Raw genomic sequence first — 17,431 nt, forward strand, 5'->3', positions numbered from 1 at the left:
GCTAATTATCATTTTTTTAGGAGGACGATTTAATGCTCAAATTATTCGAGTATAACTGGCAGGTACGAAAAGATTGGTTCGAATGGTGCCAGGACGTCACGCAGGAAGAGCTGCTGAAGAAGCGGACTGGAGGAATAGGGGGGATTCTACATACCTTGTTTCATGTTGCGGACGTGGAATACAGCTGGCTCCGCGCTTTGCAAGGAAAACCCGATTTCACGGAACCGTTCGAGTCTTATGCTAGTCTTGAGCAGGTAATGGAGTTATCGGATAGATTCCACGAAGAAGTCCGGTCGTTCGTAACCGCATGGACCGATGACATGGAAATGAAGGTATTGTCCGATGTATACCCGAATGGAGAGCCCATCAACTTCAAATACGGGGAAATTATGCGGCATGTCATTGCTCATGAAATACACCATATGGGGCAATTGTCCGTATGGTCGAGAGAATTAGGGAAAGCCCCTGTGACCGCTAATTTTATTCGCCGGGGATTGTTCGGCTAATTAGGGAGACTAATAGGAGGCGTGATGAAACGAAAACCAAGCGGTTTTAAAATCTTCTTGCTCGTTATTTGTCTTTTCGTTATTTATTTTGGTGTAAAAGGTGGGTATACCTTTAGCAAAGCGAATGCCTTGAAAAACTCCAATCTGCTGCATGGCGGGGAATCCGTCTATGACATCACATCCGGTACAAACACCATAGTCATATGGAAAACAGCCCGTTATGATCAAGTAGTTCTTGTAAAGAAAAAATGGGGTTTTCTGTATCGTGTTGAAGATGTGTCCCAAATGTATCCAAGCGTAAGTGAACCAAACACCTTGTTCCGGACGTGGTCCGCACAAATGAACAGCAAGAAAAGATATGAGGCCATTATCGCTGCTCAAACCCTTGATCCGAAAGTGAAAAGTATCGTAGTCAGTAACGATAGCCTGGATGAAGGCATCGCTGATCATATGGAAGAGATCAAGAATTCCTCCACTTTCTTTATTGAAGTGCCTGTAACGAATGGCTTTGTGCAGCCTATCAAGAATTAGAACCTGGGGTATCAACCGGATTTGTGTTTAGAACCCTGGATCATAATGGAGCAATTATCTCGACCTCGCGATGATAAATGTCATTAGCGGAAAGGAAGACAGCTCATGGATTGAAAGGGGCTGTCTTTCATTTTACTTTGAACTTATAGTTCACTTTAATCTGGCCATCGTTACATTCTTAGCTTTAGAGAGGGGCAGGAGTTTAGTGATCGAAGTGTATTTGGACGGTGCCAGCGCCGGAAATCCGGGGCCAAGCGGCGCCGGCATTTTCATTAAGAATAACGGGGAAGTGGAGCGTTATTCCATTCCGCTCGGGGTAATGGACAATCATGAAGCGGAATTCCGAACCTTTATTCTCGCACTGGAGTTATGTATCCGCAAGGAGTACAAGACCGTGTCATTCCGGACGGATTCCCAATTCGTGAATCGGGCTGTTGAGATCGAGTTTGTGAAAAACAAGAAGTTTGCGCCGCTGCTTCAAGAAGCGCTTAAGCTGACAAAGCAATTCGAACTGTTTTTTATGATGTGGATACCCAGCTCAGAGAACAAATCGGCCGACCAGCTGTCGCGGACCGCTATTCGCGGCAACTAATCGGCTGCTTTGGCGTTTTGTCGGTATAACGTAGGAGCTACGCCTGTCTTTTGCTTGAAGAGATTCGAGAAATATTGCGGGTCGTCATAACCAAGATGCATCGCAATTTCACCAACGGGCAGCTCCGTGTCTTGAAGCATCATTCTCGCAATGTCCAGCTTGCGCGTCAGCACGTATTGATAAATGGTGCTGCCGGTATGCTGTTTGAAGATACGGTTCAGCTGCTTGAAGGACAATCCCATTTGATGGGCAAAATGCTCCGATTGGAAGGTTTCACCGACTAGCTGATCCAGATAAAGCTTCATACGTCCCATCATTGGGGAGGTATATTCGGCGGCCTGCTTCACGGATTTCTGCAGAGAAATTAATATCTCAGTACTGCTTAGGATTAAGGCAGTCTGCGTGTCAGTGCCATCTTCGGCCTTATGTTTTGCGGCAGCAAAGCCTTTCAAGAACAAAGCCTCAATGTCAGCGTTTGGGATATACGGGGTATGAAGCAAATGGAAGGTTTCGAGGAGCGGCAGACTATTGCCGTGGAGATTGTACCAATAATATGTCCATGGATCGCTTGACTCCGACAAGGCCGTTACTTCATGCTTGCTGTCTTTCCTCAAAATAAAGGCGTCGCCTTTTCCCAAGCGATGCTTCTCCGAATTCACCTGAATTTCTCCATGTCCGTTTATCACATATCCAAGCACGGTGATATCTGCTTTTTTTCGAATATTCATATAGGTTGGCGCACAAATATTCATTCCAATCATCGGGATGTATACCGATAAATCCGAAGAATACGGCAGTGCATGGATATCGCCATGCTTATGCTGCGCACGGTTATCATTCGCATGTGACATGTCCATTTTCCTCACTTCGCCTTCCTTTTCCTCTATGTTCATCTGCCTACGAAAACACTATCATGGATATGAAATCTAGTCCATATCCGCAAGGAAAGAATAGGCGGAAGTTTGATAGATGAGGGAGAGAATCGAATGAATCAGAGCGCATTAATTACCTTAAATACCGAAGCACCTTCCAAGCACCGCTTGAATCCTTATATTTTCGGCCATTTCGTGGAGGACATCCGCGATCATATGGATGCCATGTTAGCCTTTACGTTGAAGGATATGGACTTTGAGGACGAAGCCGATACGCGTGGCGTATCCTCCGGCTGGTATGCCGTAACCAATGGCAAGAATACGGAATATACATTGGAGCCTGCCGCACCGCGGCATTCCGGCCATAGCCAGCGTATCCGGATTTTCAGCGCGGACCGCTGCTACGGCGGAATCGGACAACAAGTCAGTGTCGAGGGCGGACTTCCTTATCGCGTAAGCATCGTAGCTCGTGCCGCTATGGATCTTCGGGCTGCCGTCTGCGAGATTGTCGACCGTGAGTCCGGTGAGGTGCTGAGCCGCACTGAAGTTGGGCTGCGGGGACATAAGTGGAACGAATATGAGTTGGAGCTGACTCCTGACCGTTCGTGCGAGAGGGCGGAGTTCCGTATACTGCTCTCCTCGGAGGAAGAAACCTGGCGTGACGGCATGGGATCGGGCATGCTGTGGCTGGACCATGTGTCGATGCTTCCTTCGGACAGCATAGGATACGTAAAACGGGAAATCGTAGAGCTGACCAAGCAATTAAAGCCGGGAATGATGCGTCTAGCGGGTAATTACATCAGCGCGTATCATTTTGAGGACGCCATTGGTCCCGTACTGGAACGGCCCAACATGATTAACGAAGCTTGGGGCGGCTGGACGAACAAATATTTCGGAACGGATGAATTCCTTGCGTTCTGCCGGGATACGGAGACGGAGCCTTTAATCTGCGTTAATGCGGGAACAGGTTCACCTGAAGAGGCAGCGGCTTGGCTGGAATATTGCAACGGCAGCGTAGACTCGGAATATGGCGCGCTGCGGGCTCGAAATGGCCATCCGGAGCCTTATGGCGTCAAGTATTGGGAGATCGGGAACGAAATTTACGGACCATGGCAGCATGGGCATTGCACGGCGGAGCAATTCGCGCACCGGTATAACCGTTTTGCGGATGCGATGAAAGCGGTGGATCCGAATATCGTGCTTCTGGCATGCGGCGACTGCGATCCCGAATGGAACCGTACGGTGCTTAGCATATCGGCGGACAAAATGGACATGCTGACGCTGCATATTTATCACGGCTTTGGCACGGTGGGAATTACGCCTGACACGCCAAAAGAAGAACGGTATCCGGCAGTGATGTCGTTCCCTGAGGTAAGCCGTGCCGCAATCAGCAAGACTGAAGAGATCCTTTCAAGCAAACCGGCATACTCGCATGTGAAGCTTGCGATCACGGAGTACAACACGATGTACTATCCGAACACGATTCGCGAAGGGCGCCCGATGGAGCATACGCTGGAGGCTGCGGTTGCAAATGCCGCTAATTTGAACGAATTTATCCGGCAATCCCATCTGATTGAAATTGGAAGCTATTCGGACCTGGTCAACGGCTGGCTTGGCGGATGTATTCGGGTAGGGGATAGTTATGCGGATCAGTACCGGGGGAAAGAAACGGGCTGGAGCGGCCGCAGCAGAATGGTATACGGCACGCCAACCTTCCACGTGATGAAGGCCTATGCGAATCGCGACATCTCCCGTGTATTGAAGGTGCATACGGACTGTCCAACCTTTAATTGGCCTTCCGGCTCGAAGCGGTTTGATTTGGAGCCAGGTGCTTTGCCGGCGCTTGATGTGGCAGCAGGGGTTGATGAATCCGGAAATGTATTGACCTTGTTTGCCGTTAATCGCGGACTTGCGGCGATTGACGCTGAGCTTGCTATCGGCTCGTTTGCGGACGCTGGAGTGGCGGCAATATGGGAGTTGTCCGGCAATGATTATGAGTTAATCAACGATGTCTTTAAGCCGGAAGCCGTAACAGCGGAGGAGAGCATTCTGAAATTCCAAGATAGCAAGCCGCTGCTGACTATAAAGCCTCATTCGGTGTACGTCATTGAGGTGCGCAAGTAAATAACGGGTGTTGGGAAGAACCTCCGGTTAATCCGGGGGTTCTTTCTTCTTTATTTAGCTGCATTAAAGATCATTGCCATGCTACAATATTTGGTAATGACAAGCCATTTTCGAGGAGGCCGTATACCGATATGAATGTTCAATTGGCAGAACGAAAAATCGCGGAATGGGCGGCGGCAAATTGCATGGCGATTGGAATCGGCCCGGATCGCATACAGGCAAGTTATATTTATAATCCGGGAGGCTTTGGCAACTTATCCATCCGACTAACGGATGGACGTACGCGTCTTCACGCCAAGCTCGCTCCACCTCGCAAACGCGCCAGGCTGCGGCAATGGGCGAATGTAAGCGAATATTTAGCTAAGCATTATTCAGCACCTAAGCTTATTCATGATATCAATGAAGAAATAGTGCCGGGTTATCCGTATGGACTTGTTTTCGAATACATAGAAGACTCGGTTCCGCTTGCGGAGGTTCTTGACGCTGATGAGATCCGATCCGCCGTGCTGAAGATCATTGCCAAGCTGCACCTTGATGAGGAACTTCGAGAGCTGCTTCCTGTGGCGGCGAACCGGACCTACGCCGAAGCATTCGAAGAGGAATATCTATCCCGCTTTACGGAAGATCTGGTCGGGATTCTTGAATCTCGGGAGCTTCTGAAGGATTTTGTGACGGATGAGACCCTGACATGGTTTGGGGAAGAGATAGAGAGACTGAGGGAAATCATCCGGCAGACTCCCGCTTTTCAACAGGCGGCTGTCGACGTTGTCCATAACGATCTGAATGGCAATAACGTATTGGTACGGGGAGATGGATCGTTCCGGATCATCGATTGGGATGATCTGTCCGGGCAAGGAGATGCGGCGATGGATTATTCCGTACTCCTCTGGCCGCTTGCCGATGATCCTTCATGGCCGATCTGGAGAGAGAAGGTGATTGCTACAGCCGGAGATGCCGTTGTCGAACGGCTTGAGCTTTATTTTCGCGCTAAACTTCTCGACGATGTTATTGATGTTCTCGCCGATTATGTTGAAGCTGAGCAGGTGCCTGAATATAGGGAAGAAGCCCAGCGCAAGTCGAAAGCCATTCATCTGGCCTCTTACCCCAAGTATCTTGCTAAGTATGAAGCTAACTCGTAGAAGCCGCGAATTCGCGGCTTTTTCTTTGTGTATAGGTTTCTCCAAGAAACCATTTCGAATACACACGTTGGACACACGAACCCCCTATACTTCAACTTGTAGAACAAACGGAGGTGCAAATGGATGATAAGAATGCCGAATTTCGGGTAAACCTGTGATAGCATAGGATATATGATTGCGGTTCCGCACGCGAAATGAACCATTGCCGGAAAGAGGCGGGATTCAAATGAAACGAAGTATTTTATTAGTGGAAGACGATACGCTTATGCGGGAATTTATAACGGATTATTTCAAAAAAGAACTATGGGATGTCCACGAAGCGGAGAACGGAAGGGTTGCGCTTGAGTTGTTCGAGCGAGTCTCTGTCGACCTGGTTGTGTTAGACATTATGTTGCCGGAGATGGACGGCTGGTCCGTATGCAGACGGATCCGCGATAAATCTGATGTTCCTATCATTATGATCACGGCAAGGGCCGAGGACGAGGATCAATTGATGGGCTTCGAGCTGGGAGCCGACGAATACGTCACGAAGCCGCTAAGTCCCAGGGTTCTGGTCGCCCGGGCTAACGCCTTGATGAAGAGAACGGAAAGAACGGTGGGGCGGGAAGCGGAGCTGCTTCAATACGGTGAATTGTCGGTGAATCGCGCAGCTCATACGGTTACGGTGGCAGGGCAGCTCATTAATCTGTCGCCTAAAGAATACGATCTGCTGCTATTTCTCATCAAGCATGACGGCAAGGTATTGTCACGGGATTATATTCTGAATGCGGTATGGGGCTACGAGTACTTTGGAGATTTGCGGACCGTGGACACTCATATCAAGAAATTAAGAGCCAAGCTCGGGGAAGCCGGCAAGCTGATCGCGACCGTCATCCGATCCGGCTACAGGTTTGAGTCGGAAGCATGAGAAAACATGGCGTCGTACTCAAGCTGTTCGTCATTACGTCTGCTTTGATATTGTTTATTTTTACGCTGGTGATGTTGGCTGAAGGGTTGTTCTTTGAACGGTTTTATCGGATGTCCCGGATTCATCAGCTGGAATCGGCCATTAACGGGTTTAGCAATCAGTATAACGAGGTAAAGGGGAATGAACGGGAGCTTTCCAGTCTGCTCGGGACGTTTATGAACCGAAATGATACCAGCTCGGCCGTGCTGAATAAAAGCTTTAATAAGGCTAACCTCAATCCTTATTATGTAAAGCTTCAGTCGGGCGGTAAGAGCATTACCGTTCCGATCCCAACCGCAGGAGCTACGATCAATAGCATTCCGCGGGGAGTATCTATAGGAAGCAATATGATTGTGGATGGGATTTTTATGGACGAGAAGGATACGGTGCTTCACCCGATTACCTTTTGGTCCGATAATGCCGCAACTCTTGATGAAGGATTAGTTCGGATTGAAGGAAAGGTAACAGACTTTTTGCTGCCGGAGCAGCGGTCGTTCAACCCTCTATACCAGGATGCTCTTGTTGACGAAGCTTTACAGGAATGGACAACATCGGCCGAGTCGCAACTGTCCCGCTTGCATGCGGGAGAGACGGTACGGAGTGAATGGAAAGATCCATGGAGCGGAGTCGAGTACGCCGTACTCGTACAATCTCTTGTCGGTACGAATGAAGATGCTCATTATATGTTTGTCATGGCTTCCCTCCAGCCGGTGGGAGAAGCGGTTGATATTTTGAAAAAGTACGTGATTTACTTGGCGCCGGTCATCCTTGCTCTCGTTCTTGCGTTGTCGCTAATCTATTCGAGAATTGTATCGCGTCCGCTGCTGACCCTTAATCGCTCGGCCGCACGGCTCGCCAAGCTTGATTTCAACGATCATCCGGAGATTCGCTCCAAGGACGAATTCGGGGAATTATCAAGGAATATGAACGCCTTATCCCGAAACCTGGACTCGGCACTTAGCGAGCTCAAGCTGGCTAACGAGCAGCTGCAGGAGGACATGAGAGAGAAGCAGAGGTCCGAGCAGCTGCGCAAAGAACTGGTGGCGAATATATCCCACGAGCTCAAAACTCCGCTTGGCATCGTAAAAGGCTTTGCGGAGGGGCTTCAGGACGGGGTGGCAGACGACAAAAGAGAACGCTACCTCGCCTTGATCGTGAACGAGACGGACCGGATGAACGCTCTTATTATGGATATGCTGGAGCTGTCCAAATTCGAGGTGAAAGCCGTCAAGCTAAATATCGAACGGTTCTCCCTGACCAGTCTCGTCAGAGAGGTTGCAAGCTCCTTCACGCAGCAGCTGGAGAGCAAACAGCTACGGCTAAGAGTTCGGCAGGAAGGAGAACAGGAGCTGTTTGTTTATGCGGACCGTAGACGGATCGAGCAGGTCCTGCTTAACCTGCTCAGTAATGCGATTCGCCACGCCATTGAGGATAGTGCGATTGTTATTGAAATGGAAAGGGCAGAAGGAGATTCGATAAAAACCATCGTGGAGAATACCGGACCTTCTATAGCAGAGGAAGACCTGAGCCGTATTTGGGATCAGTTCTACAGGGTAGAACGTTCCCGTGATCGCAAATCCGGCGGAACCGGCTTAGGGCTGGCTATAGTTAAACATATTTTAGAGTTGCACGGCAGTGATTACGGAGCAGCCAATATAGAGAACGGTGTCGCATTTTCATTCACTTTAAAAGAAAACAAAGGAGAGATACATGATGAATAAAAAAACGATTAGCTTATTGGCAGCTTCGTTAGCCGTTCTGGTTGTAATGAGCGCATGCGGTAATAAATCGGAAACAGGAAATACGAATTCGGCAAACGAAGGGACCGTAACGGAAGCGCCGGCATCCAATTCGCCTGGCAATAATGCGGGAAATGCGGAGGAGTCCACATCGCCTGATAATACATCGTCGTCTGCTCCTGAGACTACGACACCTGAGGGTGCAACTCCGGATGCCACAAAGTCGTCTAACACTGCAGGAGACAATGCAAGTGAAGAGATCCTGATTATCATCGATCAGACCGAAAAACCAATCGAAGGCAACAGCTTTGATTTTGTCGTCAACAAGCGTCCGGAAGGCTACATGTTGTCCAAGATGGAATGGAAATCCGGTAAAACCAGCATCGTGAACACCACACAAGAAGCGATTGAGCACGGAGGCAACGGAGAAGACGGGTTCTACATCAGCGGGGACGGACAGTTTATGGGCTTCTTCTACCCGGACGACTTGAAGGGTCAAAAGGGCGATGTAACATTCACCTTCGTTAATGATGCGGGCAAAGAGCTTACTTGGAAGAAGACGATCACTTTGAAATAAACGATCTATATAAGGAAAGCCGCGAGAATTGCTCGCGGCCTTTTGCGTTTCGTCTTATTTGGAATGAGAATGGGATTGTCCAAAAGATTATGCTTGTAATGTTGTTGACACGACACCGTTTGGTGTCTTATAATTCATTTAGACACCAAACGGTGTCTCATGAATCGAATTTAAGTAAAAAGTTACCTTAACACTATTGTAACGAAATGAATGGAGCAGTCGCAACCCATGGATTCAAACACCAAATATCTTTTTATGAAGTTGAACTCTAGGAGGGGGTGTTGTGAACGATAATCATCCGTCACGGGATGTCTTTGACGCGATTGCGGATCCAACCCGGCGCCGGTTAATTCAGCTATTGTCCGAGACAGCGGAAATCCCGCTTCATGAGTTAACCTCACAATTCGATATGGGGCGCACCGCCGTATCCAAGCATTTGACCATCCTGAAAGAAGCAGGGCTGGTTACGGACCGGAAGGTTGGAAGAGAAACGCGCTTTCGGCTGAATGCCGCTCCGTTGAAAGAAATTCAGGATTGGGTCTCTTACTATAGGAAATTCTGGACTGTTAATATGCTGCGTCTGCAGCAACTATTAGAGGAGGAAGAAGAATGAGTTTGAAATTAGAACTGGATTTTCAATACAATACTTCGGTTGAAAAGGCATGGGCTGCGTTAACTACTTCCGAAATGCTTGCCAAATGGGTGCTCCCAAACGATTTTAAACCGGAGGTTGGACACCGGTTTCCGGGCAGAGCCTAATCAATATTGGGACGGCGTTATTGACGGCGAAGTGCTTGCCGTAGACGAAGCAAACCGTTTGCTGTCCTACTCTTGGGCGGTTGGTCCGGAGAAGCATACGGTTACCTGGACGATTCAGGAGCTGGGAGAAGGCAAGGTTAACCTTCACCTCGAACAAACCGGCTTCTCGAGCGTACCAGCGCTTGAAGGAGCAAGATACGGCTGGACGAATTGGCACAACGAGCTTGCCAAGCTGCTTGCGCAATAATCGAATATTTGAGCCTACTCGGACGCACAACCACATAAACCGGTTGCACACTGTTTGCAACCGGTTTATGTCTGGTTCGTACCATTGGAAGGATATAAATCTACGACCCGAAAGGATGTAAGGAATGAGCGAAACGGGCCAGGAATACATCGTCATTACGAATGCCAGGGAAAACAACCTAAAAAACGTTTCTTTGCGTATCCCGAAGCGGAAAATCACGATTTTTACGGGAGTATCGGGATCAGGAAAGTCATCCATCGTCTTCGATACGATTGCTGCTGAATCCACAAGATTGCTAAACGAGAATTTCAGCACGTTCGTTCGGACTTTCTTGCCGAGCTTTCCACAGCCGGATACGGACGGAATCGAAAACCTCAGCATGGCCGTCGTTGTCGACCAGAAAAGACTAGGCGGCGGCTCCCATTCCACGATGGGCACCATCACCGATATTTCTCCGATTCTCCGCGTGCTGTTCTCGCGTGTGGGGCAGCCGTTTGTCGGATCGGCCAATATGTTTTCCTTTAATGATCCGCAAGGGATGTGTCCGGAATGCAACGGCATCGGCCGAAGACTCGGGGTGGATATGGGCAAGGCCATAGATAGGTCCAAGTCGCTTAATGAAGGTGCAATCATGCTTCCGGATTATACGGTAAACGGTTGGGAGATGAATATGCTCTTGCAGTCGGGTGACTTTGATCCGGACAAAAAGCTGCAGGATTATTCGCCGGAAGAGCTGGACCAGCTGCTGTATGCCAAGGCCCGGAAGGTACAGATGGACTTCGCCGGCAAAGCCACCAACATTACCGTCGAAGGCGTTATCGAGAAGTTCACGAACAAATATATTAAGCAGGACGTAAAGCTGAAGTCCGAACGCACGCAAAAAGCGGTTATGCCGTTTATTACCGAAGGTAAGTGTACCAGCTGTCACGGTTCGCGACTCAGTCAAGCTGCTCTGAACTGCAAGATTAACGGGATGAACATTGCAGAGCTGTCTTCCATGGAGGTGGGACATCTCATCCGGGTCATTCAAGAAATCAGCGATGCCAAGGCAGCGCCAATCGTCAAATCGTTGACGGAGCGTCTTCAGCATCTGGTGGACATCGGACTGGACTATTTAACGCTGGACCGGGAGACCGATACGTTATCGGGCGGCGAATCGCAGCGCGTGAAGATGGTTAAGCATCTGAGCGGCAGCCTGGTTGACGTCACTTATATATTCGACGAGCCTAGCGTTGGCCTGCATCCCCGGGATGTACACCGGTTGAACGACTTGCTTGTTAAGCTGCGGGATAAGGGCAATACGGTTATCGTCGTTGAGCATGACCCCGACGTTATTAAAGTCGCCGATCATATCGTTGACGTTGGTCCTCATGCAGGCAGCCGCGGCGGGAACATTGTGTTCGAGGGCAGCTTCGAGGGCTTGTTGGAGTCGGGTACCTTAACCGGAACGCACATGAAAAGACCGCTTGAGTTAAAGCAGGATTGCCGGAAGGCTAGCGGGAAGCTGATCATCCGTCATGCGAATCTGCACAACTTGCGGAACGTAAGTGTTGATATCCCAACCGGCGTATTAAACGTCGTAACGGGAGTAGCCGGTTCGGGGAAAAGCTCGCTTATAAACGATGTATTTCTCAGCCAGCATCCGGACGCCGTAGTTATCGACCAATCGGCGGTTGGCGTATCGACCCGTTCGAATCCCGCAACCTATACGGGCATCATGGACGATGTGCGCAAGGCATTCGCATCTGCCAATAAGGTTAATCAGGGATTGTTCAGCTTCAACTCCAAGGGGGCTTGCGAGAACTGCCAAGGTCTTGGCGTTGTGTATACGGACCTGTCCTTCTTCGAAAGCGTGAAGATGCCATGCGAGGTCTGCGAAGGCAAACGCTTCAAGGAAGAGGTTCTCGAATACAAGCTGAGCGGCAAAAACATTGCGGAAGTGCTGGAGATGACCGTCGAGCAGGCTTTGGAGTTTTTCGAGCTGAAGGAAGTGAAGAAAAAGCTGCAAGCGATGAGCGATGTCGGCTTGAACTATATTACGCTTGGGCAGCCGCTCAGCACGTTATCCGGCGGGGAATGCCAGCGCATCAAGCTGGCAAGCGAGCTTCATAAGAAGGGCAGCATCTATGTCATGGACGAGCCAACAACCGGCCTCCATATGTCGGATATCAGCCATCTTCTGGAGATTATGAACCGGCTTGTGGATACCGGCAACACGGTTATCGTCATTGAACACAATCTCGAGGTAATCAGCCAAGCGGATTGGATTATTGACATGGGACCGGATGGAGGCAGCAGAGGCGGACAGGTTGTGTTCGAAGGAATCCCGTCTCAAATCATCCTGGAGGAACAATCGATAACAGGGAAGTTCTTGAAGTAACCCTTATCCTTATCACGAAAAAGCAAAAGCTGCCGAACCCTTAGTTCGGCAGCTTTTTTTGCACTATGGCGTTTTGATCCCGTCAAAGCGGGAAGTAAGCTGCTTCATAAAAGCACCGGTTGCTTTTCCGATATACCGGTCCTTGAGATAGGCAATTCCGACTTCCCTTCGAAGCGAGGGGTTGCTTATCGGGATCATGATCATATTCTGACCGGGATATAGTTCAAGCAGCGTTTTGGATAGGATGGAAGCTCCGGCACCGGATTGCACGAGGGAGAGAATCGATTTAATTGCCGATGTCTCAATGACAGGCTCCCATGCAACGCCATGCATGCTGCACACCGTGTCAATCAACTGCCGGCAACGGTGGGTCTTGGGGAACATAATAATGGGCGCTCTCATCGCTTCCTCTATGGTAACGCTAGACTTGTCGGCTAACGGAGAACTGGAATGAGCGACGAAATAAAATTCTTCCTCGTACAAAGAAACTTTACAGAATCTGTCGTCGTCTACCGGAAAGATGGTTACGGCAAAATCAAGCTCATCCTGCAAGAGGGGATCCACCACGTCCTCCAGCGCCAATAGCTTAATGCTGATCCCCGGATATTTATTGTGAAAATCAACAAGTAAACCAGAAACAAGATCATTAATTTCCCCGATTAATGTCCCGATCGTCAGGGTTCCGCGCTCCATATGATGAAGCTCGGCAATTTCCTCGCGTGCCCCGTCAATTGAACGGAAGACGTTGCGGCTATGATTAAGAAGGATGGAACCGGCTTCCGTAAGCGCGATTTTTTTCCCGATCCGATGAAATAACGGTACGCCCAGCTCCTCCTCCAGCTGCTTGATCTGATAACTTAACGTCGGCTGAGTAATACCAAGGTTATCGGCGGCACGCGTAAAATGAAGCTCATCGCAAATCGCTTGAAAATACTCCAGCTGTCTAATTTCCATATGAAACACCTCATCAAAATCATGAATCATTCTTTAATAAGTATAAAAGCATCATAATGATAAATCAATTCAGGAGAATCTATGATTTCCATAGAACGAATCTATTGTTGTTTCGAGCAAAGCATAAGGAGTCGAGAGGATATCGGATCATCGTTCGCGAATACCACAACCATAAGGGAAGAATAATAGAATGATTTGATAGTTTAGGGGGATAACGAATGGAATTGTTTGCGGATTTTTTGGCGGGGATTGATAATTTGTCGCACCGGGAACGGACGGAGGAAGTGTTGACTTGGGTTGCCGATACGTTCCCGGCTTTAGTTCCGAAGATTGGCTGGAACCAGCCTATGTTCACCGATCACGATACCTATATCATCGGATTTAGCGTAGCCAAACAGCATCTGGCCGTTGCGCCCGAACGGGCTGGAATGATTCGGTTCAAGGATGATATAGGAAAGGCCGGTTATGATCAGACTAACCTCTTGCTGCGGATGCGGTGGGATAAACCGGTGGATTACAGCCTTCTAAAGACGATGATCGAATTTAATATCGCCGACAAAGCGGACTGCGCAACGTTCTGGAGGAAATAGTTCGGTCAAACCGGCAGGAGTTCATATATCCGAGTAGAATAATAGGAATATACCTGCTGTGCGGGGGGCTGCGCATGATCAAATTATTCGAATATAACTTGAAGGTTCGCAAGGATTGGTTCGGTTGATGCGGAGTCATATTGCCGCCGTCGAATATGGATGGATCTGTGGAGGGATACATGGGAAAGAAATATTGATGAAGTAGCCAGCCTGCAGCAAGTGATTGATTTCTCAAACCGCTGTCATGAGGCATGTCATCGTCCATGAGATCCACCACATCGGTCAGATGTCCGTGTGGGCACGCGAGGTCGGCAAGGCACCTGTTAGCGCAACTCTAATCGGCAGAGGGTTATTCGGTTAATACATTATCAATTATAGCGACAAAGGAGTGTGGATAGCATGGAATTGGGACTGGAAGGAAAACGGGCCATCATTACCGGCGGAAGTAAAGGTATTGGACTTGAAACAGCGATATTGCTTGCAGCAGAAGGAGCGCAGGTGGCCATTGTAGCTAGAAGCGAAGAGCCATTGAAGGCTGCGGCAGCAAAAATCGTTGAAAAGACCGGCGTGGAGCCGCTTATTATCTCAGCTGACGTATCTGTCGAAGCAGAGGTGCAGCGCGCGGTTGCAACGGCAGCCGAACGATTTGGCGGCATTGACATATTGGTCAACAATGCTGGCACTTCGGCAGCAAAGCCGTTTGAAGCGGTGGATACGGCAGCTTGGTCTGCCGATCTGGATCTAAAGCTTTTTGGAGCGATCCATTTCACGCGGGCAGCATTGCCATACCTGCGCCAGAGCGGAAGAAGCGCGGTCGTTAATGTTACGGCAATCGGCGGCAAGACGCCTTCCGGCTCTTCGCTGCCAACCTCGGTAAGCCGGGCAGCCGGTCTTGCGCTAACGAAAGCGATGAGCAAGGATCTGGCGGCCGACGGGATTCGCGTAAATGCCGTCTGCATCGGCTTGATCAGAAGCGATCAAATCGAGCGGATGTGGCAGGCAACGGCTCCGCATTTAACTTGGGACGAATTCGCCGCGGAGCCGCGTCATGATATTCCTCTGAAGCGTATTGGCCGCACGGAGGAAGCGGCGAACGTGATCGCGTTCCTCGTATCGGATGCCACATCTTACGTGACGGGGACATCCGTTAATATTGACGGCGGCAAAGCAGCTGTTCTCTAGACTCGTCTATGTTTATAAGATCAGAAAAGTCGCGTATCCCGCGGCTTTTTTTGATTTTTAACCACATTAAATAAAAAAATCGAGGGATTAATCACTAATAACGGAATCATACTAACAGCAAATGGCTTGCAAAAATTGTTTACTGTTCGTTCTTAAACCGCTATGATGGGACATAAGGGAGGTATGATCAATGGCAAGACCAAGAGAATTCGACCAAGACGCTGTCCTGCAAAAGGCGATGGAATTATTTTGGGAAAAAGGGTACGAACGGACTTCGATTCAAGATTTGGTTGAGCGTACGGGAGTGCACAGAGGCAGCTTATACGATACCTTTGGCGATAAGAATCAGTTATTTCTGACTTGTCTGGACCGATTCCGTGAAGGGAACCGAGGCCATGCCTACACCATTCTTGAAGAGAAGGGACCTGCGAAGGACGTATTATGGCGTTACTTTCAGCGGTTAATCGATGTGGCAATGAGCGACGAGAATGGCCGTCGCGGCTGTCTGATTGCCAATACCGCTATGGAAATGGGCAAGGTTGATCCCGTTGTTGCTTTCCGCATTGAGGCGTATACGCTGGATATGGAAACGAACTTCAAGAAATTTCTGATGCGCGCGCAGCAGCAAGGCGAGTTGAAAACGAAGCATACCGTGCAGGAAACAGCCAGATTCCTGTTAAATACGCGAAATGGCTTGTATGTGCTTGCCAAAATCGCTACGGACCGTCAAGTACTCGAAGATGCTGCGAAAGTAGCGATGTCAATCCTTGTCTGACGAGGTTAATAATATTGTTGACTAATCGTTCTTAAATAAATATACTGAGACATGTGGAAATCATGTCTGCACGATTATTAAAGAACGATCATTCCTAAACGTGAAACTCAAGCGGGTGGAAAGGTTTCGAGCTTTCTATTTCATGAAAGGAAATTTAGCATTTTTTTTGATAATTAAAGAACGTTCATTCTTTAATCTCGTTTTTATTTCTGGTCATCCTATAAACAACGAAGGAAGGTCATATCATGCGTACAATTTCTTCAAAAGCATCCTTTTGGATTGTGGCTTGGGTACTAACGGTCAGCTTGTGGTCAAGTACCGCACCATCCATCGAATTTCCGGTTTATGCCTTGCAGTGGCATCTTTCCAAGTCGGTAACAACGGGTGTTTTCTCGGTGTATCCAATCGTCCTTATTCTTGTTCTGTTCCTGCTGGGTAATCTATCCGACTACATCGGCCGCAGAAATACGTTAATTACGGGACTTCTTTTTCTTCTTGTCGGAGCATTGGTATTCGCGACAGCGCAGAACGTTATCTGGCTGTTTGTCGGCCGGGTATTCCAAGGTCTTGGGGTAGGATTAACGGCCGGGTCCGGTGCGGCTGCGCTTGTGGAGTTCAATCCGACCTCGAATAAAAAACTGCCGGGGTCAATTAACACGATAACGCAGGCGGTTGGGCTATTCCTAGCCACAATAGTGGGAGCAGCATTGATCAAATACGCGCCGGCACCGCTTCATTTCAGTTATTGGGTATTGGCCGTCCTTGTATTGGCCAGCATTATTCTTTGCCTCTTCTTGCCTAAGCAGACCAAAATTCAATCTGAGGCAAGACCAGTCTACAAGCTTCAGCTTCAAGGGGTAAAAGTTCCAAAAGGACAATGGGGGGTCTATTTTCTGGCAGCTCTCGCGATTGGCACGGGTTTCGCAAACGGGGCAGTATTGCTGTCTCTTGGAGCGCAAATTGCCCGTGACGTCATTGGGACGCAGGATATTCTTGTCATTGGTACCGTATTGTCCATTTCTTATCTGCTGGCTTCGGTCAGCGCAACAATTGCCGGTCGCTTAAAACCGGTCGTATCCATTCGTATCGGCATGGCTTCAATCGTTGTGGCAGCCGTATTGCTCTTTGCTGCGGCGGAGGTTCATTCGTTCCTGCTGTTCATGAGCTCATCCGTACTGGGAGGACTTGCATACGGATTCTCCGCATCCGGAGGCATTGGTTTAGCGGCAATCAACTCTCAAGCCCATAACCGCGTTCAATTTTTATCCGCCGTGCTGGTAGCCGCTTATTTGTTCCAAGGGACCAGCGCTTATGGCGGAGGAGTTGCCTCGAGCGCCTTAGGCTTCAGCACCGCTATCGGCGTGATGTCGGTCATTATTGCCGTCCTTGCGATAACGACTTTGACGCTTGCCATAAAGAAGCGTAGAAATGCGGAAGCTATAGCAGCTGAGCCTGCCACGCCATAACGGAAGACAGGAAGAACTTTCGCCCAATCTGAAGCGAAGGTTCTTTTTTGTG

At 49.1% G+C, this 17,431-nt stretch carries 16 protein-coding genes and 2 pseudogenes; 16 read left to right on the forward strand and 2 right to left on the reverse strand.

What is annotated here, in order from left to right; genetic code table 11:
• The first annotated feature begins 32 nt into the window (after window positions 1-32).
• The 3 genes from WFJ73_RS12710 to WFJ73_RS12720 all read left to right on the forward strand — a co-directional run bounded on the left by WFJ73_RS12710 (window position 33) and on the right by WFJ73_RS12720 (window position 1,629).
• Window positions 33-506, forward strand: coding sequence for a DinB family protein (locus tag WFJ73_RS12710; protein WP_336773411.1), 474 nt, complete (start codon window positions 33-35; stop codon window positions 504-506).
• 24 nt (window positions 507-530) lie between these two features.
• Window positions 531-1,037: a hypothetical protein gene (locus tag WFJ73_RS12715; protein WP_336773412.1), complete on the forward strand. Its 507-nt coding sequence runs from the start codon at window positions 531-533 to the stop codon at window positions 1,035-1,037.
• Between the two features lie 205 nt (window positions 1,038-1,242).
• A complete protein-coding gene (locus WFJ73_RS12720) occupies window positions 1,243-1,629 on the forward strand; it encodes a reverse transcriptase-like protein (RefSeq protein ID WP_336773413.1) in 387 nt (128 codons plus the stop codon).
• On the opposite strand, the gene WFJ73_RS12725 is transcribed toward WFJ73_RS12720, so the two are convergent.
• Window positions 1,626-2,480 carry an AraC family transcriptional regulator gene (locus tag WFJ73_RS12725; protein ID WP_336773414.1) on the reverse strand — a complete coding sequence of 285 codons (855 nt, stop codon included), beginning with the start codon at window positions 2,478-2,480 and terminating at the stop codon, window positions 1,626-1,628. The two genes, WFJ73_RS12720 and WFJ73_RS12725, sit on opposite strands and share 4 nt — an antisense overlap.
• Before the next feature lie 135 nt (window positions 2,481-2,615).
• Here WFJ73_RS12725 and WFJ73_RS12730 point away from each other — a divergent pair, with 135 nt between their 5' ends.
• The 8 genes and pseudogenes from WFJ73_RS12730 to WFJ73_RS12765 all read left to right on the forward strand — a co-directional run bounded on the left by WFJ73_RS12730 (window position 2,616) and on the right by WFJ73_RS12765 (window position 12,412).
• Window positions 2,616-4,625, forward strand: coding sequence for an alpha-L-arabinofuranosidase C-terminal domain-containing protein (locus tag WFJ73_RS12730; protein WP_336773415.1), 2,010 nt, complete (start codon window positions 2,616-2,618; stop codon window positions 4,623-4,625).
• 131 nt (window positions 4,626-4,756) lie between these two features.
• Window positions 4,757-5,764 carry an aminoglycoside phosphotransferase family protein gene (locus tag WFJ73_RS12735; protein WP_336773416.1) on the forward strand — a complete coding sequence of 336 codons (1,008 nt, stop codon included), beginning with the start codon at window positions 4,757-4,759 and terminating at the stop codon, window positions 5,762-5,764.
• A gap of 226 nt (window positions 5,765-5,990) precedes the next feature.
• Window positions 5,991-6,671, forward strand: a complete 681-nt coding sequence (locus tag WFJ73_RS12740) for a response regulator transcription factor (protein ID WP_336773417.1) — start codon at window positions 5,991-5,993, stop codon at window positions 6,669-6,671.
• Window positions 6,668-8,431 carry a sensor histidine kinase gene (locus tag WFJ73_RS12745; protein WP_336773418.1) on the forward strand — a complete coding sequence of 588 codons (1,764 nt, stop codon included), beginning with the start codon at window positions 6,668-6,670 and terminating at the stop codon, window positions 8,429-8,431. The genes WFJ73_RS12740 and WFJ73_RS12745 overlap by 4 nt, the downstream gene beginning before the upstream one ends.
• On the forward strand, window positions 8,421-9,026 hold the full coding sequence (locus WFJ73_RS12750; RefSeq protein ID WP_336773419.1) for a hypothetical protein: 606 nt from the start codon (window positions 8,421-8,423) through the stop codon (window positions 9,024-9,026). Before WFJ73_RS12745 ends, WFJ73_RS12750 begins: the two co-directional genes overlap by 11 nt.
• 283 nt (window positions 9,027-9,309) lie before the next feature.
• On the forward strand, window positions 9,310-9,639 hold the full coding sequence (locus tag WFJ73_RS12755; protein WP_127498986.1) for an ArsR/SmtB family transcription factor: 330 nt from the start codon (window positions 9,310-9,312) through the stop codon (window positions 9,637-9,639).
• Window positions 9,636-10,032 (forward strand): annotated as a pseudogene (locus tag WFJ73_RS12760) (SRPBCC family protein). Before WFJ73_RS12755 ends, WFJ73_RS12760 begins: the two are co-directional and overlap by 4 nt.
• A gap of 124 nt (window positions 10,033-10,156) precedes the next feature.
• Complete coding sequence (locus tag WFJ73_RS12765; protein ID WP_336773420.1) at window positions 10,157-12,412, forward strand: excinuclease ABC subunit UvrA; 2,256 nt, start codon at window positions 10,157-10,159, stop codon at window positions 12,410-12,412.
• Between the two features lie 63 nt (window positions 12,413-12,475).
• Here WFJ73_RS12765 and WFJ73_RS12770 read toward each other — a convergent pair whose 3' ends face one another.
• Window positions 12,476-13,366 carry a LysR family transcriptional regulator gene (locus WFJ73_RS12770; RefSeq protein ID WP_336773421.1) on the reverse strand — a complete coding sequence of 297 codons (891 nt, stop codon included), beginning with the start codon at window positions 13,364-13,366 and terminating at the stop codon, window positions 12,476-12,478.
• Between the two features lie 218 nt (window positions 13,367-13,584).
• On the opposite strand from WFJ73_RS12770, the gene WFJ73_RS12775 reads away from it, so the two are divergent.
• The 5 genes and pseudogenes from WFJ73_RS12775 to WFJ73_RS12795 all read left to right on the forward strand — a co-directional run bounded on the left by WFJ73_RS12775 (window position 13,585) and on the right by WFJ73_RS12795 (window position 17,379).
• Window positions 13,585-13,956, forward strand: a complete 372-nt coding sequence (locus tag WFJ73_RS12775) for an iron chaperone (RefSeq protein WP_336773422.1) — start codon at window positions 13,585-13,587, stop codon at window positions 13,954-13,956.
• Between the two features lie 241 nt (window positions 13,957-14,197).
• Window positions 14,198-14,317, forward strand: a pseudogene (locus WFJ73_RS12780) (DinB family protein); the annotation flags it as partial.
• Between the two features lie 38 nt (window positions 14,318-14,355).
• Window positions 14,356-15,138, forward strand: coding sequence for an SDR family NAD(P)-dependent oxidoreductase (locus WFJ73_RS12785; RefSeq protein ID WP_336773423.1), 783 nt, complete (start codon window positions 14,356-14,358; stop codon window positions 15,136-15,138).
• Window positions 15,139-15,328: 190 nt separating this feature from the next.
• A complete protein-coding gene (locus WFJ73_RS12790) occupies window positions 15,329-15,913 on the forward strand; it encodes a TetR/AcrR family transcriptional regulator (protein WP_336773424.1) in 585 nt (194 codons plus the stop codon).
• Between the two features lie 245 nt (window positions 15,914-16,158).
• Window positions 16,159-17,379 carry an MFS transporter gene (locus tag WFJ73_RS12795; RefSeq protein WP_336773425.1) on the forward strand — a complete coding sequence of 407 codons (1,221 nt, stop codon included), beginning with the start codon at window positions 16,159-16,161 and terminating at the stop codon, window positions 17,377-17,379.
• Window positions 17,380-17,431 lie beyond the last annotated feature (52 nt).

It is taken from the genome of Paenibacillus sp. MMO-58, from assembly GCF_037146255.1.
Lineage (GTDB): Bacteria > Bacillota > Bacilli > Paenibacillales > Paenibacillaceae > Pristimantibacillus.

Excerpts from the sequence above, each read along its gene's own strand:
- WFJ73_RS12710 (WP_336773411.1), top strand. The coding sequence starts at position 33 with ATGCTCAAATTATTCGAGTATAACTGGCAGGTACGAAAAGATTGGTTC.
- WFJ73_RS12715 (WP_336773412.1), top strand. The coding sequence starts at position 531 with ATGAAACGAAAACCAAGCGGTTTTAAAATCTTCTTGCTCGTTATTTGT.
- WFJ73_RS12725 (WP_336773414.1), bottom strand. The coding sequence starts at position 2,480 with ATGTCACATGCGAATGATAACCGTGCGCAGCATAAGCATGGCGATATC.
- WFJ73_RS12730 (WP_336773415.1), top strand. The coding sequence starts at position 2,616 with ATGAATCAGAGCGCATTAATTACCTTAAATACCGAAGCACCTTCCAAG.
- WFJ73_RS12735 (WP_336773416.1), top strand. The coding sequence starts at position 4,757 with ATGAATGTTCAATTGGCAGAACGAAAAATCGCGGAATGGGCGGCGGCA.
- WFJ73_RS12740 (WP_336773417.1), top strand. The coding sequence starts at position 5,991 with ATGAAACGAAGTATTTTATTAGTGGAAGACGATACGCTTATGCGGGAA.
- WFJ73_RS12745 (WP_336773418.1), top strand. The coding sequence starts at position 6,668 with ATGAGAAAACATGGCGTCGTACTCAAGCTGTTCGTCATTACGTCTGCT.
- WFJ73_RS12750 (WP_336773419.1), top strand. The coding sequence starts at position 8,421 with ATGATGAATAAAAAAACGATTAGCTTATTGGCAGCTTCGTTAGCCGTT.
- WFJ73_RS12765 (WP_336773420.1), top strand. The coding sequence starts at position 10,157 with ATGAGCGAAACGGGCCAGGAATACATCGTCATTACGAATGCCAGGGAA.
- WFJ73_RS12770 (WP_336773421.1), bottom strand. The coding sequence starts at position 13,366 with ATGGAAATTAGACAGCTGGAGTATTTTCAAGCGATTTGCGATGAGCTT.
- WFJ73_RS12775 (WP_336773422.1), top strand. The coding sequence starts at position 13,585 with ATGGAATTGTTTGCGGATTTTTTGGCGGGGATTGATAATTTGTCGCAC.
- WFJ73_RS12785 (WP_336773423.1), top strand. The coding sequence starts at position 14,356 with ATGGAATTGGGACTGGAAGGAAAACGGGCCATCATTACCGGCGGAAGT.
- WFJ73_RS12790 (WP_336773424.1), top strand. The coding sequence starts at position 15,329 with ATGGCAAGACCAAGAGAATTCGACCAAGACGCTGTCCTGCAAAAGGCG.
- WFJ73_RS12795 (WP_336773425.1), top strand. The coding sequence starts at position 16,159 with ATGCGTACAATTTCTTCAAAAGCATCCTTTTGGATTGTGGCTTGGGTA.